The sequence below is a fragment of the Pseudomonas macauensis genome (assembly GCF_047902425.1).
GTDB lineage: Bacteria > Pseudomonadota > Gammaproteobacteria > Pseudomonadales > Pseudomonadaceae > Pseudomonas.
Genome location: NZ_CP138377.1, coordinates 140,631 through 164,199 on the forward strand (window position 1 = coordinate 140,631; position 23,569 = coordinate 164,199).

The 23,569-nt window shown below is 67.3% G+C and carries 17 protein-coding genes; 4 read left to right on the top strand and 13 right to left on the bottom strand.

The features are described from left to right. Nucleotides 1-11: 11 nt before the first annotated feature. From cheD to SD196_RS00710, 10 genes are all read right to left on the bottom strand, one after another. The gene (cheD, locus tag SD196_RS00665; RefSeq protein ID WP_275609578.1) at nt 12-593 is read right to left on the bottom strand and encodes a chemoreceptor glutamine deamidase CheD; all 582 of its coding nucleotides are present in this window, start codon (nt 591-593) and stop codon (nt 12-14) included. A gap of 1 nt (nt 594) precedes the next feature. Next, nucleotides 595-1,437, bottom strand: coding sequence for a CheR family methyltransferase (locus tag SD196_RS00670; RefSeq protein ID WP_331315322.1), 843 nt, complete (start codon nt 1,435-1,437; stop codon nt 595-597). A 309-nt stretch (nt 1,438-1,746) separates the two neighbouring features. Beyond that, on the bottom strand, nt 1,747-4,554 hold the full coding sequence (locus SD196_RS00675; RefSeq protein ID WP_416310953.1) for a methyl-accepting chemotaxis protein: 2,808 nt from the start codon (nt 4,552-4,554) through the stop codon (nt 1,747-1,749). Between the two features lie 41 nt (nt 4,555-4,595). Next, a complete protein-coding gene (locus tag SD196_RS00680) occupies nt 4,596-5,081 on the bottom strand; it encodes a chemotaxis protein CheW (RefSeq protein WP_275609580.1) in 486 nt (161 codons plus the stop codon). Beyond that, nucleotides 5,068-6,921, bottom strand: a complete 1,854-nt coding sequence (locus SD196_RS00685) for a chemotaxis protein CheA (RefSeq protein ID WP_343576180.1) — start codon at nt 6,919-6,921, stop codon at nt 5,068-5,070. The genes SD196_RS00680 and SD196_RS00685 overlap by 14 nt, the downstream gene beginning before the upstream one ends. Nucleotides 6,922-6,932: 11 nt before the next feature. Beyond that, nucleotides 6,933-7,298, bottom strand: a complete 366-nt coding sequence (locus tag SD196_RS00690) for a response regulator (RefSeq protein ID WP_275609582.1) — start codon at nt 7,296-7,298, stop codon at nt 6,933-6,935. Nucleotides 7,299-7,435: 137 nt separating this feature from the next. Beyond that, a complete protein-coding gene (locus SD196_RS00695; protein ID WP_416310954.1) occupies nt 7,436-8,635 on the bottom strand; it encodes a methyl-accepting chemotaxis protein in 1,200 nt (399 codons plus the stop codon). A 300-nt stretch (nt 8,636-8,935) separates the two neighbouring features. Then, the gene (locus tag SD196_RS00700; protein ID WP_343576186.1) at nt 8,936-10,546 is read right to left on the bottom strand and encodes an arylsulfatase; all 1,611 of its coding nucleotides are present in this window, start codon (nt 10,544-10,546) and stop codon (nt 8,936-8,938) included. A gap of 168 nt (nt 10,547-10,714) precedes the next feature. Then, nucleotides 10,715-11,542: an ABC transporter ATP-binding protein gene (locus SD196_RS00705; protein ID WP_275609585.1), complete on the bottom strand. Its 828-nt coding sequence runs from the start codon at nt 11,540-11,542 to the stop codon at nt 10,715-10,717. Continuing rightward, nucleotides 11,539-13,146 (bottom strand): ABC transporter permease, encoded by a 1,608-nt coding sequence (locus SD196_RS00710; RefSeq protein WP_370600435.1) that lies wholly within the window; start codon nt 13,144-13,146, stop codon nt 11,539-11,541. The genes SD196_RS00705 and SD196_RS00710 overlap by 4 nt, the downstream gene beginning before the upstream one ends. 248 nt (nt 13,147-13,394) lie before the next feature. Here SD196_RS00710 and SD196_RS00715 point away from each other — a divergent pair, with 248 nt between their 5' ends. Then, nucleotides 13,395-14,453, top strand: coding sequence for an ABC transporter substrate-binding protein (locus tag SD196_RS00715; RefSeq protein WP_416310955.1), 1,059 nt, complete (start codon nt 13,395-13,397; stop codon nt 14,451-14,453). Between the two features lie 1,056 nt (nt 14,454-15,509). Here SD196_RS00715 and SD196_RS00720 read toward each other — a convergent pair. Then, nucleotides 15,510-16,418, bottom strand: a complete 909-nt coding sequence (locus SD196_RS00720; protein ID WP_331315334.1) for a LysR family transcriptional regulator — start codon at nt 16,416-16,418, stop codon at nt 15,510-15,512. 334 nt (nt 16,419-16,752) lie between these two features. On the opposite strand from SD196_RS00720, the gene SD196_RS00725 reads away from it, so the two are divergent. From SD196_RS00725 to SD196_RS00735, 3 genes are all read left to right on the top strand, one after another. Further along, on the top strand, nt 16,753-19,143 hold the full coding sequence (locus SD196_RS00725) for a TonB-dependent receptor (RefSeq protein ID WP_343576194.1): 2,391 nt from the start codon (nt 16,753-16,755) through the stop codon (nt 19,141-19,143). A gap of 56 nt (nt 19,144-19,199) precedes the next feature. Continuing rightward, the gene (locus SD196_RS00730) at nt 19,200-20,105 is read left to right on the top strand and encodes a TauD/TfdA dioxygenase family protein (RefSeq protein ID WP_416310956.1); all 906 of its coding nucleotides are present in this window, start codon (nt 19,200-19,202) and stop codon (nt 20,103-20,105) included. A 201-nt stretch (nt 20,106-20,306) separates the two neighbouring features. After that, a complete protein-coding gene (locus SD196_RS00735; RefSeq protein ID WP_416310957.1) occupies nt 20,307-21,194 on the top strand; it encodes a TauD/TfdA dioxygenase family protein in 888 nt (295 codons plus the stop codon). 74 nt (nt 21,195-21,268) lie between these two features. On the opposite strand, the gene SD196_RS00740 is transcribed toward SD196_RS00735, so the two are convergent. Next, nucleotides 21,269-22,627 (bottom strand): 8-oxoguanine deaminase, encoded by a 1,359-nt coding sequence (locus SD196_RS00740; protein WP_416310958.1) that lies wholly within the window; start codon nt 22,625-22,627, stop codon nt 21,269-21,271. 150 nt (nt 22,628-22,777) lie between these two features. Beyond that, nucleotides 22,778-23,461 carry an SDR family oxidoreductase gene (locus tag SD196_RS00745; protein ID WP_343576201.1) on the bottom strand — a complete coding sequence of 228 codons (684 nt, stop codon included), beginning with the start codon at nt 23,459-23,461 and terminating at the stop codon, nt 22,778-22,780. Nucleotides 23,462-23,569 lie beyond the last annotated feature (108 nt).

Genomic DNA, 23,569 nt, shown 5'->3' on the forward strand with positions numbered 1-23,569 from the left:
GATGTCCTCCTTCAGAACAGATCGATGGTGCCGCCGCGTGTCTGCCGCGACAGCTGCTGGCGGTACTGTCGCTCGCGCTGCAACAGCGTGTCGTTGGCCAGCGCGCGCAGTTTGCGCACCAGTACCCGGCCGCTGCCGGGGAAGTAGTAGACCTTGCGCGGGTGCACGTCGAGCAGGTCCTGGGCGAGCACCGGAATGCCCTCGGCGCTCAGGTAATCGAGGACGAACTCGACGTTGCGCTGGCCCACTTCGGCGCTGAGGTTCTGCAGCACAGAGCCGCCGCCGAACACCTTGGCCTCGAAGTTGCGGCGCTGCGCGCCACGGCGCATCAGGCCGTTGATCAGCAGGTCCATGGCGTGCACGCCGTAGCGCCCGGAGCTGGTCAGCAGGCTGTTGGCGCCGGTGTCGCCGGGCAGCATGAAGTGGTTCATCCCGCCCAATCCCAGGCTGCGGTCGCGCAGGCAGACCGAGACGCAGGAGCCGAGCACGGTGACGATCATCAGCTCCTCGTCGGTGACGAAGCATTCGCCGGGCAGCAGCTTCACTGCGTCCAGGCCGAAGCGCGGATCGTAATAGCGGTTGAGCTGGCTCATCTCAGACGGTTCTCGCCGCCTGGTAGGTGGTGCGGCCCACCGAGCGCACCAGGTGGGCGGCGTGGACGAAGTTCTCCGAGTGCCCGGCGAACAGTATCCCGCCGGGCCGCAGCAGGCCGACCATGCGTTCGAGCAGGCGGGTCTGGGTCGGCTTGTCGAAGTAGATCATCACGTTGCGGCAGAAGATCGCGTCGAGCCCGCCGGCTATGCCCCAGTTGGCGTCGAGCAGGTTGATCTGGCGGAACTCCACCAGTTGCCGCAGCTCGCCGACCACCCGCGCCTTGCCGGCGTTGGCGCCGGTGCCGCGCAGGAAGAAGCGCCGCTTCTGCGAGGTGCTCAGTGCTTCCAGGCGCTCCAGCGGGTAGATGCCCTGGCGGGCGCTGTGCAGCACGCCGGTGTCGATGTCCGAGGCGATGATCTGCACCGGCGGCGTGAAGCTGCCCAGGGCGTCCACCAGCGTCATGGCGATGGAGTAGGGCTCTTCGCCGGTGCTCGACGCGGCCGACCAGACGCGCAGCGGGCGGTGGTCGAGCAGCTGCTCGTCGGCGAAGCGCGCCAGGTGTTCGAAGTGGTGGCGCTCGCGGAAGAAGGCGGTGAGGTTGGTGGTCAGCGCGTTGACGAACAGTTGCCACTCTTCCTCGTGGTTCTCCAGGTAGGCGAAGTACTCGGCGAAGCTGTTCAGCCGCAGGCTGCGCAGACGCCGGGAAAGGCGGCTGTAGACCAGTTGTTCCTTGTTCTCCGAGAGGCTGATGCCGGCGTGCCGGTACAGCCGTTCGCGCACCTGCTGGAAGTCGCGGCGGGTGTAGTGGAATTCGTGGTCGGGGGCGGGCAGGTTGATCGACATCGTCAGTCTCGATGGTGAGCAGCTTGCGTAGGGCGGATAACGCCTGTGGCGTCATGTGCCCTACTGGAGTTGTAGGGCGTACTCATCGTCGGCGTTATGGCTGAGCCCTGAGCCCTGAGCCCTGAGCCCTGAGCGCCGCGAAGCCGCGACTTCGTGACCGAGCCCGGAGTGCCTGGGATCAAGATCAAACGGCGGATAACGTCGAACGTTATACGCCCTACGCTTACGTCTCATCTCCGACCCTCCCTGGTCAGCACGCGGCAACCGGCCCTCTCATTGCTCCGGTCGCCGCCGTCCCTGCCCCGCCCACTAGAACTCTTCCCAATCCTCCTCCTTGCCCTTGGCCCGCACCGCCTTGGCCACGCCGCGCGAGGCGCGGGTGCTGTGGGCCGGCGCCTCGGTCCGCGCCGGGCGGGCGGCGGCCAGGGGCACCACGGTGGCCGAGGTGTCGAGCTTGAACACCGAGACCGACTGGTTGAGCAGCCCGGCCTGCTCCTGCAGGGCTTCGGCGGAGGCCGCGGCCTCTTCGACCAGGGCGGCGTTCTGCTGGGTCATCTCGTCCATCTGCGACACCGCGCCGTTCACTTCCTCGATGCCGCTGCTCTGCTCGGCACTGGCCGCGGCGATCTCGGCCATGATGTCGGTCACGCGCTTGATCGCCACCACGATGTCGCTCATGGTCTGGCCGGCCTGGGCGACCAGGGTGTTGCCGTTCTCCACCTTGTCCACCGAGTCGTTGATCAGCGTCTTGATCTCCTTGGCGGCGGCGGCGGAACGTTGCGCCAGGGTGCGCACTTCCCCGGCCACCACCGCGAAGCCACGGCCCTGTTCTCCCGCGCGCGCCGCTTCCACCGCGGCGTTCAGCGCGAGGATGTTGGTCTGGAAGGCGATGCCGTCGATCACCCCGATGATGTCGGCGATCTTGCGTGCCGAGTCGTTGATGGCGGACATGGTGCCCACCACTTTCTGCACCACGTTGCCGCCCTCGGTGGCGACTTCCGAGGCATTCACCGCCAGCGAGTTGGCCTGGCGGGCGTTCTCGGCGTTGAGCTTCACGGTGCTGGTCAGCTCTTCCATGCTGGACGCGGTTTCTTCCAGGCTGGAGGCCTGCTGCTCGGTGCGGGTGGACAGCTCGGCGTTGCCGCTGGCGATCTCGCTGGCGGCGGTATGGATGGTGTCGGCGGCCTCGCGGATCTGCCCGAGCATGCGCGACAGGCTCTGCGCGGTCTCGTTGGAGTAGTCCTTGAGCTCGCCGAAGGTGCCCTGGTAGTCGGCGTCGATGCGCTGGGTGAGGTCGCCCTGGGACAGCGCGGCGAGCATCCGGGTGACGTCGCGCAGGCCCTTGTCGGCGGTGTCCACCAGTTGGTTGAGGCCGCTGGTGAGGTTGAGGAGGAAGCCGGATTTGCCCTCCTCGGAGATGCGCCTGGAGAAGTCGCCCGCGGCGGCGGCATTGACCAGTCCGGCCACCTCGCGCTCGACGTTCACTTCCAGCGTGCGGTCGTTCCATTCCACCACCGAGCCGAGGCGCTCGCCAGAGTCGCTCATGACCGGGTTGGCCACCAGGCCGAAGGTGCGTCCGCCGACTTCGATCTGGGTACGGAAGGTGCTGGTGAAGGTGGCGAGCAGGCGCTGCTGGTGCTCGGGGTGCTTGTGGAACTGGTCGATCGAGCCACCCATCAGCTTGCTCACCGAGAAGCTCGGCAGTGCCTTGCGCAGATCGGCCTCGGCATTCTGCAGCATGGCGGTGACGGTCTTGTTCATGTAGATGATGTTGCGCTCGCCGTCGGCGATCATCACGTTGGTGCTGCAGTTGTCCAGGGCGCTCTTGATCCGTGCGTTCTCCCCGGCGATGCGTTGCTCGCGCTCGCGGGCGGCCAGTTGCTCGGTGATGTCCTGCCACTCCACCACGGCGCCGAGGCGTTCGCCGGCTTCGTTGAGCACCGGGTTGGCCACCACGGTGAGCGTGCGTCCGCCCAGCTTGATCTTCGCCTCGTAGGTGCCCGCCAGACGGTCCAGCAGGCCGCGCTGGTGCCCCGGGTGCTTGTGGAAACGGTCGATGCTGCCGCCGAGGATGTTGCTGGCGCGGAAGTCCGGCAGCTCCTGGCGGATATCGGCTTCGGCAGCGAGGAACATCTGTCCCACGGCCTGGTTCATGTAGACGATGTTGAAGTCGCGGTCGGCGATCATCACGTTGGCGGTGACGTTGTCCAGCGCGCTCTTGATCCGCGCGTTCTCCCCGGCGATGCGTTCCTCGCGCTCGCGGGCGGCCAGCTGCTCGGTGATGTCCTGCCACTCCACCACGGCGCCGAGGCGTTCGCCGGCTTCGTTGATCACCGGGTTGGCCACCACGGTGAGCGTGCGTCCGCCCAGCTTGATCTTCGCCTCGTAGGTGCCCGCCAGGCGGTCCAGCAGGCCGCGCTGGTGCGCCGGGTGCTTGTGGAAACGGTCAATGCTGCCGCCGAGGATGTTGCTGGCGCGGAAGTCCGGCAGCTCCTTGCGGATATCGGCTTCGGCAGCGAGGAACATCTGCCCCACGGCCTGGTTCATGTAGACGATGTTGAAGTCGCGGTCGGCGATCATCACGTTGGCGGTGACGTTGTCCAGCGCGCTCTTGATCCGCACGTTGAACTCGGCGGCTTCGGCGGAGGCCTTGAGGCTGGCGCGCACGCCGTCGATGGCCTCGGTGATCACCGCCTTCTTGCCCGGCAGGCGGTCCATCTCCACGCTGAGGTCGCCACGGCCGTAGGCGGTGACGGTGGAAACCACCTTCATCTTCACCGCGATGTGCGCGGCGACCAGGTCGTTGATGCCCTTGGCGATGCGCGCCTGGCGGCCGCTGAGCTTGTCGGCGGGGATCACCTCGTCGATCCAGCCCAGGTCGTGCTGGCGGGTCATTTCCACGAGGCCGGCTTCCAGGGCCTCGTTCTGCGCCAGCTCCGCGCGCTGCTCGCGCAGAGTGCGCTGCACGTTGCGCAGGCCGTCGTAGAGGCGCTCGTAGCCGGGCGCAGGGGCCTCGCCGATGGCGACATCGAGGTTGCCGTCGACCAGGCTGTGGAGAATGGTGGTGATGCGGTCGGCGCGCTGCTGCGCCACGGCGTGTGCGTTGAACAGACCCATTGTCGTTATCCTCGGCTCATTCTTTTTTTGTCGTGTGGCAGTCAGGCGGCGGCTTCATCGACCAGCGCCATTTCCCGGCTGGTCATGAGTTTTTCGATGTCCACCAGGATCAGCATCCGCTCGCCCGCGGTGGCCAGGCCGAGCAGGTATTCGGTATCGAAGCTGGCGGCGAACTCCGGCGGCGGCTTGATCTCCTCGCCGGACAGGGCGATCACGTCGGACACCGAGTCCACCACCGCGCCGACGATGCGCCGGCCGACGTTGAGGATGATCACCACGGTGAACTGGTCGTAGCTGATGTCGTCCAGGTTGAATTTGATGCGCAGGTCGACGATGGGCACGATGGCGCCGCGCAGGTTGATCACGCCCTTGATGAAGGCGGGGGCGTTGGCGATCGCGGTGACCTGGTCGTAACCACGGATCTCCTGCACCCGCAGGATGTCGATGGCGTACTCCTCGCGGCCCAGGGTGAAGGTCAGGTATTCCTGCGCGGGGCTGATCGCTGCGCTGGCTTCAGAGGCGCTCATGAAGGCTTTCTCCTTGTGCCGCCAGGCGCGGCAGGGCGTCGACATCGAGGATCAGGGCGACGCTGCCGTCGCCCATGATGGTGGCGCCGGCGATCCCGTCGATCCGGCGGAAGTTCTGTTCCAGGCTCTTGATCACCACCTGCTGCTGGCCGACCAGCTCGTCCACCTGCAGGGCGAAGCTCTTGCCCTCGGATTCGAGGATCACCACGATGGCCTGCTCCGGCGGCAAGGGCGTGGCGTCGATGTGCAGCAGTTCGTGCAGGGAGAACAGCGGCAGGTACTCGCCGCGCACGCGGATCACCGCCGCCTCGTCGCCGGCCATGCCGCGTACGTCGTCGGCGCGGGCCTGCAGCGACTCGACGATGTAGGTCAGCGGGATCACGTAGTTGACCTTCTCCACCGCGACGATCAGGCCGTCGAGGATGGCCAGGGTCAGCGGCAGGCGGATGCACAAGCGGGTACCCATACCCGGCGCCGAGTCGATCTCGATGCGTCCGCCCATGGCCTGGATGTTGCGCCGCACCACGTCCATGCCGACGCCGCGCCCGGAGAGCTCGGTGACGGTCTCGGCGGTGGAGAAGCCGGGCATGAAGATCAGCTGCCAGACCTCGGCGTCGGTCATCGAATCCTGCACTGCCATGCCCTTCTCGCGAGCCTTGGCGAGGATGCGCTCGCGGGAGAGGCCGCGGCCGTCATCGGAGATTTCCACCACCACGCTGCCGCCCTGGTGGCTGGCGGCGAGCTTCACCGAGCCCTGGGCCGGCTTGCCGGCGGCCAGGCGTTCGGCGGGCGTTTCGATGCCATGGTCGATGCTGTTGCGCACGATGTGGGTGAGCGGGTCGCTGAGCTTTTCGATCACGCTCTTGTCCAGCTCGGTGTGCTCGCCCTGGAGGATCAGCTCCACCTGCTTGCCGAGGCGCGCCGAGGTGTCGTGTACCAGGCGCGGGAAGCGGCTGAAGATGAAGCTGATCGGCAACATGCGGATCGACATCACCGATTCCTGCAGATCGCGGGTGTTGTGTTCCAGCTGCGCCAGGGCCTGCTGCAGACGCTCGTAGTGGCTGGGGTCGAGGTCTTCGCTGAGCTGGCTGAGCATGGCCTGGGTGATGACCAGCTCGCCCACCAGGTTGATCAGGCTGTCGATCTTCTCGACGCTGACCCGGATCGAGCTGGACTCGCCCTCGCTGCGGCTGTCCGCGCGCGTTGCCGCCACGGGCTTGGCCGGCGCGGGCACTGGAGTCGATGCGGGCGCGGTGGGTGCCTCGCTGGCGCTGGGCGTACCCGGTGCATCGTCGAAGAAACCGAAGTCTTCGCTGGATGCCGGAGTGGTCGACGGCGTACCCGGCGCATCATCGAAGAATCCAAAGGCGTCGTCGCCGATGGCGCTCGCCTCGGGGGTGCCCGGTGCGTCGTTGAAGAGGCCGAAGCCGTCGTCGGTCGGCGCGCTCGAAGGCTCCGCCAGCCAGGCGCGCAGGCGCTCCACCGTGGCCTGCACCGGCACGCTCGGGTCCGGGCACTGGTCGCGGTGGGCGTCGAGCAGGCGCTGCAGTACGTCGCGGGCTTCGAGGAACACCCCGATCATCTCCGCGCGCAGGGCGGTCTGCCCGCAGCGGATGCGGTCGAGCAGGGTTTCCAGCTCGTGGGTGACGGCGGTCAGGTCGTCGAAGCCGAACATGCCGCTGGAGCCCTTGATCGAGTGGGCCGCGCGGAAAATACCATTGAGTGCCTCGGCGTCCGGCTGATCGAGGTCGAGCCCGATCAGCAGGAGTTCGAGGGTGGCCAGGTGTTCGTCGGTTTCCTCGAAGAACACCTGGAGGAATTGCTCCATACCGGTAGCCATTGAGGGTTCCCCTACGGCAGGACCTTGCGGGTCACTTCCAGGAGCTTGGGCGGGTCGAACGGCTTGACCAGCCAACCGGTGGCGCCGGCGCTCTTGCCCTGCTGCTTCATGGCGTCGCTGGATTCGGTGGTCAGCATGAGGATCGGCACGCTGCGGTAGCCGGCCATGTCGCGCAGGCTGCGGATCAGCGAGAGGCCGTCCATGTTCGGCATGTTCTGGTCGGTGAACACCAGGTTGTAGGTCTTGCGCTGGGCCTTGCCCAGACCGTCCTTGCCGTCCACGGCCTCGTCCACGTCATAACCGGCGGACTTGAGCGTGAAGCTCAGCATCTGCCGTATCGAGGCCGAGTCGTCGACGATCAGAATCTGCTTTCCCATTGCGTGACTTCTCCTTGCTCCAGGGGACTGCATTCGGGGTGTCGGTGGGCGTCAGCCCACCAGGGCGATGTTCGCCAGGTACTCGATGATCGACTGCAACATGTCCTGCCTCCTTCGCACCCGTTGGCCGGGTGCACTCAGAACAGCTCGACTTCCCCAGCGCTGAGGCTGGTCTGCGCCACCGGGTTGCTCAGCGGACGGCCGAGTTCGGCGACTTCCGTGCGCAGCCGCTCGCCCCATTCGCGGGGCTCGCGGCCATCCAGCGTGCCGAGGCCAACGGCCAGCGCGCCGAGCCGCGCGCTGTGCTTGCCGATCTGCCCCAGCAACTGGCTGCTCATGTCCTGGAATTGCAGGGCGGTGACCGCCGCGTTGACGCCGTCGCCCACTTCCAGGGAAATCCGGTCCAGCTCCTGTACCACCTTGACGGTGTGCTGGTTCATCGCGTCGAGGTCGTCGAGCATGCTCTGGATCTTCTGGCGCGAGTCCAGGGCGAAGGACATGTCCTTGTCGGCCAGCTGGGCGATGGCGCCTTCGGCATCCTTGATCTCGTGGTAGACCACGTCGACGTGTTCGCGGATGGCTTGCGAGAAGTGCGTGGAGCGGGTGGACAGCGCGCGCACCTCATCGGCCACCACGGCGAAGCCGCGGCCGCTTTCACCGGCGCGGGCGGCCTCGATGGCGGCGTTCAGTGCCAGCAGGTTGGTCTGCTTGGCGATGGCGTCCATGTCCTGGGTGGATTGCAGGATTTCCGCGATCTTGTGGGTGACACGGTCCATGCGCTCCACCAGCTGTTGCGAGGTGCGGCTGGTTTCCAGCGTCGCCTCGACGAACAGCCCGAGGGTTTCCTGGGTGGCATGGATGAAGCGCTGGAAGTCGATGTCGTCGTCCAGGTGGCCGCGTCCGTCGTAGCGCTCGATCAGCGAGTGGGACAGGCCGCGCTGGGTGTCGATGCGTTCGGCCAGGCCGTGGAAGCTGTCGGTGAGCTGGCCGATGGCGTGGTGCAGGATGCTGTCGATCTGGTGGGTGTGGCCGTTGAGACTGGAGAGGTGGTTTTCCATGGCGTCCTGCAGCGGGCGCCACTGCGGCAGCTGCTCGCTGTCCAGGCTCACCTGCTGCGCGCTGGCCGGCGCCTGGGCGGGGCCGGTCAGCAGGGTGCCCAGGGCCAGGCTGGAGAGCCAGCCCACCGGCAGCAGTATCCAGATCGGCACGCCTACCCAGCAGAGCCCGGCCACCAGGGCCCAGGGCAGCGACTGGAGGATCAGGCGTTTCGGCCACACTGGGCCGCCGGCCTGATCGACAGGCGAATCGAATCGGGTATCGCGCATGCTGCACTCCATTGCCGAGCGCCAGGAAGGTAGGCCACGCGGCTGCTGAGATAGGTCCTGAGCAGTACGTCGGCCTGGCTTCTTAAAGCTAGAGTGTCGTTGGATGATGTCAAATTGACGCTAGTTTGTCGGCGGCCGGCAAGGGGCCTTGATTTAGATGGATTTTTGCGTGGAGGGCCGTTGGTCGCGCTTCGCATCCGGCGACGGACGGTAGTCTGAAAGCCCCGTATCCCGGGGGCTCCAGGTGTTTTTGGGGTGGCAAAACGGGTCGGGACTGGCATTGCGTGCCAGCCCGATTTTCCCGTCGAGGGTTCAGCGCGCGAGGAACGGCGGCGGTGCGTCGATCACTCCGGTTTCGTTGACGTACTGCTTGTAGTGTTCGATCAGCGCTTGCAGCTTTTCCGGCTGGCGCGTAGCCAGGTCCTGGGTCTCGCCGGGGTCGCTGGCCAGGTCGTAGAGCTGCCAGGTGGCCGGGCCGACCGGCGCCGGCAGGTACACCGCCTTCCAGTCGCCCTGGCGGATGGCGCGCATGCCGAACAGCTCCCAGCCGGTGACGGTCTTCTCGTCGTGGGCCTGCTCGGTCTCGCCCGACAGCCAGCCCAGCCACGACTTGCCGCGCACCTCGGCCACGTCGCGGCCGCGCCAGCGCTTGCCGGGGTGGCGCACACCGGCGAGGTCGAGAAGGGTCGGGGTGATGTCCATCACCGTGGAGAAACCGTGGCTGATCTCGCCCTGGCGCTTGAGCTGCGGGTAGCGCACCAGCGCCGGCACGCGGATGCCGCCTTGCGTGGTGAAGGCCTTGTACAGCCGCGACGGCGCGGTGGCCGCCTGCGCCCAGCGGGGGCCGTACCAGATGTAGGAGTTGGCGCGACCGATGTTTTCCAGGCTGTTGTCGTAGTGCTGGTCGAGGAAGCTCAAGAGGTCCGGGCCGAAGCGCGGGAAGGCTTCCAGCAGTGCGCCCTCGGCGCCGTTGTCGGACATGAACAGGACGAAGGTGTTGTCCAGCTCGCCCTGCTGGCGCAGGTAGTCGACGACGCGGCCGACGTTCCAGTCCAGGCGCTCGACCATCGCCGCGTAGACCTCCATGGCCCGCGCCGATTTCGCTTTTTCCTCGTCGCTGAGCTGCGCCCATTCCTTGCTGATCGCCAGTACCGGATGCGCCTTCACGTCGGCGTCGATCAGGCCCAGCGCCTTGAGCCGCTCCAGGCGCTCCAGGCGTAGCGCCTCGGGGCCGGCGTCGTAGCGGCCCCGGTACTTGTCCACCACCTCCTTGGGCGCCTGCAGCGGCCAGTGCGGCGCGGAGAAGGGCAGGTAGGCGAAGAACGGCCGGCTCTGGTCGCGCTCCTTCAGGTACTGGATCAGCTTGTCGCCGAAGGCATCGGAGGAATAGAAGTCCGCCGGCAGCTCCTCGATGAACTGGTCGTCCTCGACGTACAGCGCCGGCGTGCTCTTGAGGATGCGCGGCGTGGTCTCGTCGTAGGGCGGTTCGAAGCCATAGTGGTTGGCCGCGCCGGGCAGCAGCGAGAAGGAGCGCTCGAAACCGCGCGCGTGGGGTGCCTGCTCCAGCTTCAGGCCCAGGTGCCATTTGCCGGCCATCAGCGTCTGGTAGCCGGCCTCGCGCAGCAGCTCGGGCAGGGCCACCACGCGGTCGTTGAGGTAGCCCTCGTAGCCCGGCTTGCCTTCCAGCTCCGGGGTCAGCGCCTCGGCCATGGTGCCGATGCCGGCGATGTGGTGGTCGGTGCCGGTGAGCAGCATCGAACGGGTCGGCGAGCAGGTCGGCGCGGTGTGGAAATCGGTCAGGCGCAGGCCGTCGAGGGCCAGGGCGTCGAGATTCGGGGTGGAAATCTCGCCGCCGAAGGCGCCGAGGTCGGAGAAGCCGAGGTCGTCGGCGACGATGACGAGGAAGTTGGGGCGTTTGCTCATGATTGGGCTCGTATGACTGGGAGGATGGGTGCGTTGGGCGTGCCCTCACCCCAGCCCTCTCCCAGGGGGAGAGGGGGCAGTCCGTGCCGGCTGAAGCCGTAATCCCAGCCGGCGCCGATCGGTCCCCTCTCCCTCTGGGAGAGGGTTAGGGTGAGGGTGCTCTTGCCGTCAGCAGGCAATGAACTCGAACGGCAGGTCCTCGACCCGCCTGGGCTGCGGCGCGACGTAATCGCCATCGCCGGTCAACTCGTGCAGCAGCGCCTCGCGCAGGCGCAGGAAGTCGAAGCCGCCGCGCTCGCGCGGATGCGCCAGTGGCACCTCGACGATCCGCTTGATCCGCCCCGGCCGCGGCGCCATCACCACCACGCGGTCGGCGAGGAACAGCGCCTCCTCCACGTCGTGGGTGACCAGCACGGTGGTGATCCGCTCGCGCTGGCGGATGCGCAGCAGCTCTTCCTGCAACTGCTGGCGGGTCAGCGCGTCGAGGGCGCCGAAGGGTTCGTCCAGCAGCAGGATGCGCGGGCTGGCCACCAGCCCCCGGGCGATGGCCACGCGCTGCGCCATGCCGCCGGAAAGCTGGTGCGGGTAGGCTCGCTCGAAGCCCTTCAGGCCCACCAGCTGCAGGTAGTCGGCGACCTTGCCGGCCTTGCCGGTGGCGCTCAGCGGTTCGTTGACCAGGCCGAGTTCGATGTTCTGCTCCACCGTCAGCCAGGGGAACAGGCGGTGTTCCTGGAAGACGATGCCGCGCTCGCCGCCGATGCCGTCGATGGGTTTGCCGGCGATGCGGATTTCGCCCTGGAACTCGCGGTCCAGGCCGACCAGCAGGCGCAGCAGGGTCGACTTGCCGCAGCCGCTGGCACCGACGATGGCGATGAACTCGCCCTCGGCGATCTCCAGGTCGAAGCGTTCGATGGCCTGCAGCTCGCGGCCGTCCACGGGGAAGCGTTTGGCGACCTGGCGAAAGCTCACCAGCGCCTGGGAAGTGAAGGCGTTCATGCGTGTCTCCAGCGCGTCGCGCGCGCTTCGATGCGGTGTCCGAGGGCGGCGAGCAGGGCGCCGGTGAGGCCGACCAACAACATGCCGGCGCCGACCAGGTCCATGCGGAACAGCTGCTGGGCGCCGATCATCAGGCTGCCGATGCCGCCGTTGGACGGCATGAAGTATTCGGCGCCGATGGTGCCCAGCCAGGCGTAGATCAGCGCCAGGCGGATGCCGGCGAACACCGAGGGCGCGGCTCCCGGCAGCACCAGCCGGCGTAGCCGCTGCCACGGCGACAGGCGCAGGGCGAGGGCTGCTTCGCTCAGTTGCGGAGGCAGGCTGGCGACGCCGCGCTGGGTGGCCAGCAGCAGCGGGAAGAAGGCGGCCAGGCCGACGAACACCACCTTGGCCGTCTCGCCCAGGCCGAACCAGGCGGTGAGCAGCGGCACCCAGGCGAAGATCGCCACCTGCCGCAGCGCGGCGAAGCTCGGGCCCAACAGGCGCTCGGCGGGGCGCAGCAGGCCGAGCGTGAGACCCAGGGCGAAGCCCAGTGCGCCGCCCAGCAGCAGGCCGCCGAGGGTGCGTTTCAGGCTGGCCAGCAGCGCACCGGGCAGGCTGCCGTCGAGCAGCCCTTGCCACAGGGCGACGGCCACCGAGGCGGGGCTGGCGAGGATGGCCGGATCGACCCAGTCGAAGGCGCTGGCGGCCTGCCACAGGGCGAGCAGCGCCAGCGGCAGCAGCCAGGGTTGCAGCCGTTGCCAGCCGTGCCCGCGCGCACTGCGGCGCAGCTCGCCGGTGGCCTGCTGCGGCCAGTGCAGCAGGCGCTTGTCCAGGGCCTGGAGGCCACGGTCCATGGCCGCGCCCACCAGGCCGATGACCAGGATGCAGACGAACACCGTGTCGAGCATGAACAGCTGGCGCGCCTGCACCATCAGGTAGCCGATGCCTTCGCTGGAGGCCAGCAGCTCCACGGCCAGCAGCGAGGTCCAGCCCTGTGCCAGGGCCAGGCGGACGCCGGTGAGGAAGGCTGGCAACGCCGCCGGCAGGATCAGCCGCCACACCAGCAGGTGACGGGGCAGGCGCAGCACGGCGGCGGCTTCGCGCAGGCGCGGCTGGGCGTCGCGCACGCCGACCAGAGTGTGCAGGGTGACCGGAACGATCACCGCCTTGATCAGCACCACCAGCTTGAGCAACTCGCCAATGCCGAAGAACAGCATGAACAGCGGAATCCAGGCCAGGGTCGGGACCTGCGCCAGGGCGCTGAAGGTCGGCAGGATCAACCGTTCGGCGCGTCGGCTGAAGCCCAGCCAGGCGCCGAGGGCGGCCCCGCTGGCGATGCCGGCGAGCAGGCCCCAGGCCAGGCGCTTCAGGCTGATGCCCAGTTGCAGCCAGAGCTCGCCGCCCAGCAGCTCGCGGGCGGCCTGCAGCACCAGCTCCGGGGTCGGCAGGATCTGCGCCGACATCCAGTGTCGGTGGCTGGCGACCCACCACAGCAACGCCAGGGCGGACGGCACCAGCCAGGGTAGCGCGCGGGAGGCCGAAACCCACGGCAGGCGCGGTGAAGCGAGCGCCGGACGGGGAGCGGGGAGGGCAAGGCCGGAGGGCTTTGTAATATTCTTCATTGGAATATGAAAAATCCAATCAATGCATTTATGAGCTAAGAAAGGTCATTTAAGGGAAGCCCTTCTGCCTCGGCCAATGCATTCGAGGAATATTTTTTATGCCGTCCGGGCATTCCCGCGCGGAGCCCGAGTGCGCCTGATTTAGGTCTTTCAGTTACTAAAAAATAAGTTTTTATTATTTTCTTTGCAGGCCAAGAGCTGCCTTTAGTGCCTCCCACGCATTCAACCCATTGCAGGAGGCAGGCGCCATGAAGGCCCTCACCCAACAGTTGCTGTCCCTCTTCGCCGCACCGGTGCTGGCCGGCCTGCTCGGCGCTTATCCGACCTTCACCCAGGCCGCGCCAGTGAAGGAAATCCGTATCGCCGTCCCCGACGTCAGCGCCGGCCCGAAGCCGTCCGGCGGCGGCATCGTCGACGTGCTCACCACCCGCCAGTTGCTGGAAAAGGAATTCGCCGCCGACGGCATCGCCATCAAATGGACCTTCTTCAAGGGCGCCGGCCCGGTGATCAACGAAGCCCTGGCCAACGACCAGGTGGACTTCGCCTACCTCGGCGATCTCGCAGCGATCATCGGCAAATCCAGCGGCCTGGACACCCGCCTGCTGGCCGCCACCGCGCGCGACGTCAATCACTACCTCGGCGTGCAGCCGGGCTCGGACATCAAGTCCCTGGCCGACCTCAAGGGCAAGCGCGTGGGGATCTTCCGCGGCACCGCGAGCCAGCTGTCGTTCGACAACGCCCTGGCCAGCGCCGGGCTCTCCGAGAAGGACCTGAAGGTGATCAACCTCGACTTCAGCGCCGCGCTGGCGGCTCTGGCGGCGAAGCAGATCGACGCTACCTGGGGCCTGGCCGGCCTGTTCGCCCTGCGCGAGAAGGGGCTGGCGGACATCGTCCTGAGCACCCACGACCTCGGCGGCGCCGGCACCCTGCAGGCGGGGCTGGTGGGTAACGGCGCGTTCGTCGACGCCCATCCCGACCTCACCGAGCGGCTGCTGAAGGTGCAGTTGCAGGCGGTGCAGTGGGCCAGCGCCGAGGCCAACCGCGATGCCTACATTGACCTGGTGTCGAAGCAGGCCAACTACCCGGCGGTGATCTTCCGTAGCGAGTATCAGGATCGTGGGCTGGCGGAGGTGTTGTCGCCGAAGCTGGATGCGGGGTTCCTGGCGAAGCTGGATGCGTCCATTCAGGCCGCGAAGCGCTACGGGTTGATCCGGCGGGAGTTCAAGGCGGCGGACTGGGCGAAGCCGGAGTTGCAGGAGGCGGCGGGCAAGCAGATCGCGGGGCAGCCGGTGGCGGTGGTTCAGTGAGACAGGGCGCCTATTGCGGACAGGAGGCACTGATTTCGTAGGAGCGGACTCCGTCCGCGATGTTCTTGCTCTTCGTAGGGCGGAGAACGCCTCTGGCGTTATTTGCCGTCTTGGCCGGTGTTCCTGCGCCGCTTCGGCGTGTTCGGGGACATTTGGTTTCGCCCCCTCGGGCGACCCACTTTGGCAAACGACCCAAAGTAGGCAAAGGTCTGTGCCCCATCATCCGGGTCCCGCTTCGCGGGACTCCCCTCGCTCCATCGAAGTTTCAGGGGCACGCGTCGACGGGCCATCCATGGCCCAACGACGCTCTCGCGGCATCCATGCCGCTCAACCCCTGAAACTCCGATTCCACTCGGCCTCCTGAAGGGGCGCTCCGGTGCGTGCGGATATTTCTCTGGAAGTCTTTAAAGCCAGAGCCAGAGCCAGAGCGGAGCTGTGCTCCTGTAGGAGCGGACTCTGTCCGCGATGCTTGTGTAGGGCGAATAACGCGCAGCGTTATCCGCCGTGATGGGTATCGCCTTGCTCCACACCATCCTACGAAGAGCAATCCAGCATGAAGCAGCCAAAGTCCCAGGCGCGCGCAGAGTCCCGTCAGGAGGCCGAGTGGAGGTATTGCGCAGAGGGGCGAGCGGCATGGATGCCGCGAGAGGCGTAAAGGGCCAGGGACGGCCCTTGTACGCCGACCCTCGGAGCAATACCGGAAGGAGGGAAACGGAGCGAAGCGAAGTAACAGCCGAAGGCTGACCCGAAGGGTGAGCGAAGCGAATCACCCCCGGCGAAGCCGGGGCCGGATGTCGGGACGGGCCTTTTTGGTTCCTTTTGGGGCCCCAAAAGGGACTCGCCCGAGGGGGCGAAACAAAATCTCTCAGTGCACGTCGAAGCGGCGCTGGAACACCCATACCCCACAACGGCGGATAACGCCTTCGGCGTTATCCGCCCTACGAAGAGCAAGAGCATCGCGGACGGAGTCCGCTCCTACAGGGCTCGCGGTATCGCCCGGCTTTTCCTGGGCTGGGACGACATGCCCCGCCTGGTCACCGACGGCCTCCAGCGGCGTCACGCCGCCTCCCCATCCAACTCCACCAGCAACTCGATCATCGCCCGCGCCGCCGCCGAGAGGCGGTCGCCGGTGCGGGTGACGATGCCGCAGCGGGCCTGGAGGATGTCGACATTGGCCGGCAGGTTGCGGAAGTACAGGCGCACCAGCTCGCCACGGGCCATGGGCTCGCTCACCGCTTCCTCGACGGCGATGCCGATGGCCTCGGTCTGGCTGACGATGCGCACCAGCGAGGCCATGTCCTCGCACTGGATGTTGGCGGTGACGTCGATCTTGCCGCTGAGGTTGGCCAGCATCTTGCGCGCGCTGGGCGGGATCAGGGTGGCGGCCAGCGGGTAGGCGAACATGTCGTTGGTGGACAGGCTCTCCTTGGCCAGCAGCGGGTGCCCCTGGCGGCAGAAGAACAGGCCGTTGCGCGGCCTGAGCGGGCGGGTCTGGAAGTTGGGGTCGGCTTCGAAGTGGCGGATGTCGGCGACGAAGAATTCGATCTCCTCGCGGCTCAGGTTGCGCGCCAGGCGCTCCCAGTTGTCCACCCCGAACTGGATGTGCAGGCGCGGGTAGCGCCGGACGAACTGCGCCACGGCATCGGACACCAGTTTCTGCGCCGGCGCCGGGCCGCAGCCGAAGCGCAACTCGCCCGAATCCAGCTTGTTCAGCTGGGCGATGGCATGGCTCAGGTTGCTCGCGCCCTGCACCAGGCTCAACGCGTGCTGCAGCACCACCTGGCCCTCGGGGGTGGGGCGCAGGTCCTTGCTGGCGCGGTCCACCAGGCGGCAGCCCAGTTCCTGTTCCAGGCCCTGGATGCTGCGGCTGAAGGCCGGCTGGGTGATGCCCATGGCGTCAGCGGCACGGACGAAACTCCGATGTTCGTTGAGGGCGATGAAGTACCGCAGTTGGCGCAGATCCATGATGCATTTCCGGCATTGAAAATAGTGGGCAAAGGCATTTGCCGCAGGGGATGCGCTGGTTTTAAATGCAAGCTCTTATTCCGTCAATGAAGAATAAAACTTAAATCTATTCTTTTAAGAAATAAGAATATGCATGAGACCAGGAGCCGCCCGATGTATGCCTTGAGCCGCCCGCCTTGCCGAATGTGCCGTTGCTGCGGCCGTCCGCGCTGCCGCTGACCGCCCCGCCGCCCTGACGCGGCGTCATCCCGAATCACTGAGCTGCCGTTCGCCGCGCTGACGCGGTGCGGCCCCCTTTTGCCCGCGCATTTCGCGGTCGCCCAAGGAATCACCCATGAGTTCGAGACAGCATTTCCCCTCCATCGCCCCGCGCCGGCTGCGTGCGCCGGACTACGCCATCATCCTGCTGCTGGCCCTCGGCGGCGCGCTGCCGGTCCTCGCCGAGGAGCAGGACGAGGACACGACCACCGCCACCACCACCGCGACGCCTGCCGCCACCAAGGCCGAGCCCGCCAAGGCCGATGCCACCCTGGGCAAGGTCACCGTCACCGCCCGCCGCCGCGAGGAGGACTCGCAGAAGGTGCCGACGCCGATCACCGTGCTCGGCGGCGAGACCCTGGAAAGCCAGCGCATCTACAAGGTGCAGGACCTGCAGCAGGTGCTGCCGAGCGTCAACGTCGCCTTCATCCATGCGCGCCAGTCGAGCATCGCGGTGCGCGGCATCGGCAACAACCCGGCCAGCGATGGCCTGGAAGGCAGCGCCGGGGTCTATCTGGACAACGTCTACCTGGGCCGCCCCGGCATGGCGGTATTCGACCTGCTGGACATCGAGCAGCTGGAACTGCTGCGCGGCCCGCAGGGCACGCTGTTCGGCAAGAACACCACCGCCGGCGTGCTGAACATCAGCACCCGCGCGCCGACCTTCACCCCCGAGCGCAGCGTCGAGGTGTCCGGCGGCCAGGACGGCTACTTCCAGGGCAAGGGCACGGTATCCGGTGCGCTGACCGAGACCCTGGCCGGGCGCGTGTCGGCCTACCGCACCCGCGACGACGGCTACATCAAGAACGTCTACGACGACAACGACCTCAACGGCGGCGCGCGCCAGGGCATCCGTGGGCAGCTGCTGTTCAAGCCCAACGACGATTTCGACCTGCGCTGGATCAACGACTACAACGAGGAGGATTCCAGCAACGGCAGCATGGTGGTGTACGGCGCCGCCGACCGCTTCTGGCAGCGCGCCGCCGCCGTGGGCGCCTCGCCCATCCGCGACCCGGACCGGCACAAGGTCAACATCAACAGCCGGCAGAACGTCAGCGTGCACCAGGGCGGCAGCTCGGTGGAGGCCAACTGGAACCTCGATGGCGGCTTCAAGCTGACCTCCATCAGCGCCTACCGCTACTGGCACTTCACCCCGGCCAACGACGAGCAGCTCAACGTCTCGGCGATCAACAACACCGGCGTGGAAGTCCACGACCGCCAGTTCTCCCAGGAAATACGCCTGGCTTCGCCTACCGGCGGCGCCTTCGACTACGTGCTCGGCGCCTACGCGTTCAACCAGAACCTGGGCAACAAGACCTTCACCGACTACGGCCCCCTGGCCGACCAGTACCTGCTGGGCACCAATCTCAATGCGCTGAACAACACCTACACCAAGGCCAACGGCAAGATCGAGACCGACAGCTTCGCGCTGTTCTCCCAGGGCACCTGGCACCTCACCGACAAACTGGATTTCACCGCCGGCCTGCGCGGCACCTATGAGGAAAAGGCCGCCAAGGTCGAACGTTTCGCTCCCGTGGGCGGCGCGCCGGTCACCGGCGCGGGCGCCGTGGTGCGGCGCAACCAGCTGGGCGCCTACGATTCGGGCGACCTCAGCCTTTACAGCTTCGCCCCCTCGGCGCTGCTGAGCCTGAGCTACCAGTTCAGCGATGACCTGCTGGGCTACGCCTCGCTGTCCCATGGCGAGAAGTCCGGCGGTGTGAACCTGGCCGTGGCCAGTGCGCCGACCGCCGGGGCGGACTCGCTGCTGGTCGGCCCGGAGCGCGCCAACGATGCCGAACTGGGGATCAAGTCGACCCTGTTCGACAACCGCCTGCAGCTCAACACCAACATCTTCTGGACCGGCATCCACGGCTACCAGGCGACCACCCTGTACCAGCCGCCGGGCTCGACCCAGCTGGTCTCGGTGCTCTCCAACGCCGGCAGCGTGCGCTCGCGCGGCCTGGAGTTCGAAGCTACGGCATTGCCCGTGCGCGGCCTGACGCTGAACTTCAACGGCTCCTACAACGACGTCACCTACCTGTCGTTCAAGGACGCCCCGTGCCCGGCGGAGGTGTCCACCAAACCCGGCGCGCCGGCCACCTGCGACCTCACCGGCGAGGACGTGGTGGGCGCCTCGAAGTGGATTGCCAACCTCAACGGCGAATACACCTGGAACCTCGACGACGGCGTCCGCCCCTACGTGACCGGCAGCTACGCCTACCGCTCCGAGGCTGAGGGCACGCTGGACAACTCCGACCTCTCGAAGATCGACGGCTACGGGCTGGTGAACCTTTCCGCCGGCCTGCGCAAGGACATCGGTGACGGCCAGCTGGACGCCTCGATCTGGCTGAAGAACGCCTTCGACAAGGACTACTACCTGGCCGCCTTCGCCAGCATCAACGGCTCCTACACCGCCTCGGTGGGGCAGCCGCGCACGCTGGGCGCCTCGGTCCGTTACGACTTCTGATCCCATTCCCGCGCCGGCAGCGGCGCGGTCCATTGCCACAGTAAGAGGACTTCGACATGAGCAACGCAGCACAAGTCATTCCGCAACCGGGCATCGAACTCGACATCCATCCGGTGGCCGGCCGCATCGGCGCCGAAATCCGTGGCGTGACCCTTTCCGGCACGCTCGACGCCGCCACCGTCGGGGCGATCCAGGCCGCCCTGGTGAAGCACAAGGTGATCTTCTTCCGAGGCCAGGGCCAGCTCGACGACGCGGGGCAGGAAGCCTTCGCCCAACTGCTCGGCGAGCCGGTGGCGCACCCCACGGTGCCGGTGGAGGAGGGCACCCGCTACCTGCTGGAGCTGGACGGCGCCCAGGGCCGCCGTGCCAACTCCTGGCACACCGACGTGACCTTCGTCGAGGCCTATCCCAAGGCTTCGATCCTGCGCAGCGTGGAGGCGCCCGCGGCCGGCGGCGACACCGTGTGGGCCAACACGGCGACCGCCTACGACGACCTGACGCCGGAACTGAAGGCGCTGGCCGATTCGCTCTGGGCGGTGCACAGCAACGAGTACGACTATGCCGGCATCCGCCCGAACGCCGATCCGGCGCGCCTGGAGGAATACCGCAAGGTGTTCACCTCGACCCTCTACGAAACCGAGCACCCGGTGGTGCGCGTGCACCCGGTGAGCGGCGAGCGGACGCTGCTGCTGGGGCACTTCGTCAAACGCCTCAAGGGACTCTCGCAGCACGACTCGGCGCACCTCTTCGCGGTGCTGCAGAGCCACGTCACCCGCCTGGAGAACACCGTGCGCTGGCGCTGGCAGCCGGGCGACGTGGCGATCTGGGACAACCGCGCGACCCAGCACTATGCCGTGGACGATTACGGCACCCAACCGCGCATCGTGCGCCGCGTGACCCTGGCCGGCGAAGTGCCGGTGGGCGTCGACGGGCAGCGCAGCCGGACGGTCAGGAAGGTCTGAAGTCCTCTGCTATCGCGCCCTCTCCCCAGCCCTCTCCCTGAAGGGAGAGGGAGTGTCCGATTGAAGCGCACTTCCCGTGCAGACCTGCCACCTCGGTTGCAGCGTTGCACCTTGGTTTCGCCTGGCACCGATCCAGTCCCCTCTCCCTTCAGGGAGAGGGTTAGGGAGAGGGCCAACCATGCTTGAACGGAGCACCGACGCATGACCCAACCCGCCCTCAAACAATCCACCCCCGAACCCTTCGCCATCGTCCCCCTCGACGCGCCGCTGGGCGCCGAAGTGCGTGGCCTGGACGCCCGCGAGCCGCTGACCCCGGAGCAGATCCTGGCGATCAAGCAGGCCCACCGCGACCACCACATTCTGATTTTCAAGAACCAGCAACTCGACGACGAGCAGTACCTGCGCTTCGCCACCCTGTTCGGCGCGGTGTTCCAGCCGCCGGCTGACGTGCCGGTGCTCTCCTCCGGCGCCGACGGCAAGGCGCCGGACATCGTCAAGGTGGCCAATACCGGCGACGGCGAGCTGGGCAATTTCGCCCTGCCGGCCCACGTCGATCACCAGTGGACGCCGGTGCCGTCTTCCGGCTCGTTCCTCTACGCGCTGGAGGTGCCGAAGACCGGCGGCGAAACCCTGTTCACCAACCTGGCGCGCGCGTACGAGACGCTGGACGAGGCGACCCGCGCCGAGATCGATCCGCTCAAGCTGATCAACTACAACCCCTTCATCCGTCTCAAGAGCGGCGGTTACAACGGCGGCTTCGTGCGCTACCGCACGTCGGACATCGAGCCGATCCAGGGTACCGAGCACCCGCTGGTGCGCACCCATCCGGAGAGCGGCAAGCGCGTGCTGTTCCTCTCGGTGCACACCGAGGTGGAAATCCCCGGCCATGATCCGCAGCAGGGCGCGGCGCTGATCGAGCGGCTGCGCGAGCACCTGCAGCGGCCGGAGCTGAGCTACACGCACCGGTGGGAAGTGGGCGATATCGTCTGGTGGGACAACCAGGCCACGCTGCATGCGCGCAACGCGTTCCCGGCCAGCGAGCGGCGGCGCCTCAAGCGCATCAGCTTGAGCGGCAGCCGGCCGTTCTAAAAGGGTAATGAGGCGCGGGGGAATGGCCGGCGCCCCATCCGCCAGCCGTTCCGCCGCGCCTCACCATCTACGGCTTACAGGGTGCCGAGCAGCTTGCGCGCGGCCTGGGTGTGGTCGGCGATCAGACGCTTGAGGTCGAGGCCTTCGACTTCGCCGTCGATGACCCGCCAGGTGCCGCCGATCATGATCCGGTCGGCCTTGTCGGCGCCGCACAGCAGCAGCGCCGAAAGCGGATCGTGGCTGCCGGAGAAGCGCAGTTCGTCGAGCTTGAACAGCGCCAGGTCCGCCTGCTTGCCCACGGCCAGTTCGCCGATGTCGCTGCGGCCGATGAGCTTGGCCGAACCCTTGGTGGCCCAGCCCAGCGCGCGTTCCGGGGTGATCTTCTCGGCGCCGTAGCGCAGGCGCTGGATGTACAGGGCCTGGCGGGCTTCGAGGATCATGTTGGAGGCGTCGTTGGAGGCCGAGCCGTCCACGCCGATGCCCACCGGCGCGCCGGCTTCTTCCAGGGCCACGGTCGGGCAGATGCCCGAGGCCAGGCGCATGTTCGAGCTGGGGCAATGGCAGACGCCGGTGCCGGCCGCGCCCAGGCGCTGGATTTCCTCGTCGTTGAAGTGGATGCCGTGGGCCAGCCAGGTGCGCGGGCCGAGCCAGCCGACACTGTCCAGGTAGTCCACGGTGCGCTGGCCGAAGCGCTGCAGGCAGAAGTCTTCCTCGTCGAGGGTTTCGGCGAGGTGGGTGTGCAGGCGCACATCTTCGCGCTCGGCCAGTTCGGCGCTGGCGCGCATGATTTCCGGGGTGACCGAGAAGGGCGAGCAGGGCGCCAGGGCAATCTGCACCTGGGCGCCGTCGCCGCGCTGGTGGTACTCGCGGATCAGGCGCTGGCTGTCGTCGAGGATGGCTTCGGCGCTCTGCACGGTCTGCTGCGGCGGCAGGCCGCCGTCGGCTTCGCCCAGGCTCATGGAGCCACGGGTGAGCATGGCGCGCATGCCCAGTTCCTGAACCACGCCGGCCTGCACGTCGATGGCCTGCTCCAGGCCATCGGGGAACAGGTAGTGGTGGTCGGCGGCGGTGGTGCAGCCCGAGAGCAGCAGCTCGGCCAGGGCCACCTTGGTGGCCACGCCCAACTGGTCAGGGGTCAGGCGCGCCCATACCGGGTAGAGGGTCTTCAGCCAGGGGAACAGCGGCTGGTTCACCACCGGCGCCCAGGCGCGGGTGAGGGTCTGGTAGAAGTGGTGGTGGGTGTTGATCAGGCCGGGCGTCAGCACGTGCTGGCTGGCGTCGAAGGTCTGCTCGCAGGGAGCCTTGGGCTGCTGGCCGGCGGCGACCAGTTCGACGATGCGGCCGTCCTGCACGACGATGCCGCCGCGGGCGTCCTGATCGTTGGCAGTGAAGACGGCGAGCGGATTGCGCAGCCAGAGACGGGTAGAAGGCATGAGTGATTCCTCGTTGGGCGGAGCCGCCGTGTGAGGCGAGCCGGCTCCATTGATGAGAGAGCCAGCTCAGTGTTCACCCTGTCTGCTGATCCAGGTTCGTTGACCCGGAGGTCAGACGTGGGCGCATGGTAACGCCGCCGGGACGCTTCGTCACCAGTCGATCGTCGTTCCCTGGTAGTCCAGGTAGAACTGGCCGCCACGGCCGGCGTGGGTTTCGACCTGATCGGCGAGGCCTTTCACGCTGGTCGGAACATCCAGCGGCGCGGCTTCGCCGCCCATGTCGGTGCGCACCCAGCCGGGGTGCAGGTTGAGCACTGTGATGCCGGTTTCCCCCAGTTCGGCGACGAAGCTGCGGGTCAGCGAGTTGAGCGCCGCCTTGCTCGCCCGGTACAGCGCCATGCCGCCGGATTCGTTACCGGCGACGCTGCCCAGCTCCGAGGTCATGAAGGCCAGCACGCCGCGTTCGCTGTTCAGGCGCGGCAGCAGGCGCTCGGCCAGGCGCAGCGGCGCCACGGCGTTGACCATGAACAGCTGGCCGACGTCGGCAGGGCTGGCGTCGATGGCCGACTGGTGCGCCGGGCCGTAGATGCCGGCGTTGATGAAGACGAGGTCGAAGTGCGCGCCGGCCAGGACTTCAGCGAGGCGGTCCTGGGAGTGCACGTCGTCCAGCAGCAGGGCTTCGACGCGCACCGGCAGATTGGCCAGCTCGCCGGGGTGGACGACGTCGCGCACGGTGGCGGTGACGTCCCAGCCACGGTCCAGCAGTTCACGCACCAGGCCCAGGCCGAGGCCACGCGAGGCGCCGATGATCAGGGCGGATTTCGGGAGGGTCATGGCGGGGCTCCGGTGGGGAAGGGATAGGGAAGGATAACCCACCGGCGGGTCCTGCTCTTGTAGGAGCGAGCAAGCTCGCTCCTACGAAGATCGAAAAGCAGAAATGAC

Bases quoted from the DNA above. Each gene is read 5' to 3' on its own strand.
- cheD (WP_275609578.1), bottom strand. From the start codon at position 593: ATGAGCCAGCTCAACCGCTATTACGATCCGCGCTTCGGCCTGGACGCA.
- SD196_RS00670 (WP_331315322.1), bottom strand. From the start codon at position 1,437: ATGTCGATCAACCTGCCCGCCCCCGACCACGAATTCCACTACACCCGC.
- SD196_RS00675 (WP_416310953.1), bottom strand. From the start codon at position 4,554: ATGGGTCTGTTCAACGCACACGCCGTGGCGCAGCAGCGCGCCGACCGC.
- SD196_RS00680 (WP_275609580.1), bottom strand. From the start codon at position 5,081: ATGAGCGCCTCTGAAGCCAGCGCAGCGATCAGCCCCGCGCAGGAATAC.
- SD196_RS00685 (WP_343576180.1), bottom strand. From the start codon at position 6,921: ATGGCTACCGGTATGGAGCAATTCCTCCAGGTGTTCTTCGAGGAAACC.
- SD196_RS00690 (WP_275609582.1), bottom strand. From the start codon at position 7,298: ATGGGAAAGCAGATTCTGATCGTCGACGACTCGGCCTCGATACGGCAG.
- SD196_RS00695 (WP_416310954.1), bottom strand. From the start codon at position 8,635: ATGGAGTGCAGCATGCGCGATACCCGATTCGATTCGCCTGTCGATCAG.
- SD196_RS00700 (WP_343576186.1), bottom strand. From the start codon at position 10,546: ATGAGCAAACGCCCCAACTTCCTCGTCATCGTCGCCGACGACCTCGGC.
- SD196_RS00705 (WP_275609585.1), bottom strand. From the start codon at position 11,542: ATGAACGCCTTCACTTCCCAGGCGCTGGTGAGCTTTCGCCAGGTCGCC.
- SD196_RS00710 (WP_370600435.1), bottom strand. From the start codon at position 13,146: ATGAAGAATATTACAAAGCCCTCCGGCCTTGCCCTCCCCGCTCCCCGT.
- SD196_RS00715 (WP_416310955.1), top strand. From the start codon at position 13,395: ATGAAGGCCCTCACCCAACAGTTGCTGTCCCTCTTCGCCGCACCGGTG.
- SD196_RS00720 (WP_331315334.1), bottom strand. From the start codon at position 16,418: ATGGATCTGCGCCAACTGCGGTACTTCATCGCCCTCAACGAACATCGG.
- SD196_RS00725 (WP_343576194.1), top strand. From the start codon at position 16,753: ATGAGTTCGAGACAGCATTTCCCCTCCATCGCCCCGCGCCGGCTGCGT.
- SD196_RS00730 (WP_416310956.1), top strand. From the start codon at position 19,200: ATGAGCAACGCAGCACAAGTCATTCCGCAACCGGGCATCGAACTCGAC.
- SD196_RS00735 (WP_416310957.1), top strand. From the start codon at position 20,307: ATGACCCAACCCGCCCTCAAACAATCCACCCCCGAACCCTTCGCCATC.
- SD196_RS00740 (WP_416310958.1), bottom strand. From the start codon at position 22,627: ATGCCTTCTACCCGTCTCTGGCTGCGCAATCCGCTCGCCGTCTTCACT.
- SD196_RS00745 (WP_343576201.1), bottom strand. From the start codon at position 23,461: ATGACCCTCCCGAAATCCGCCCTGATCATCGGCGCCTCGCGTGGCCTC.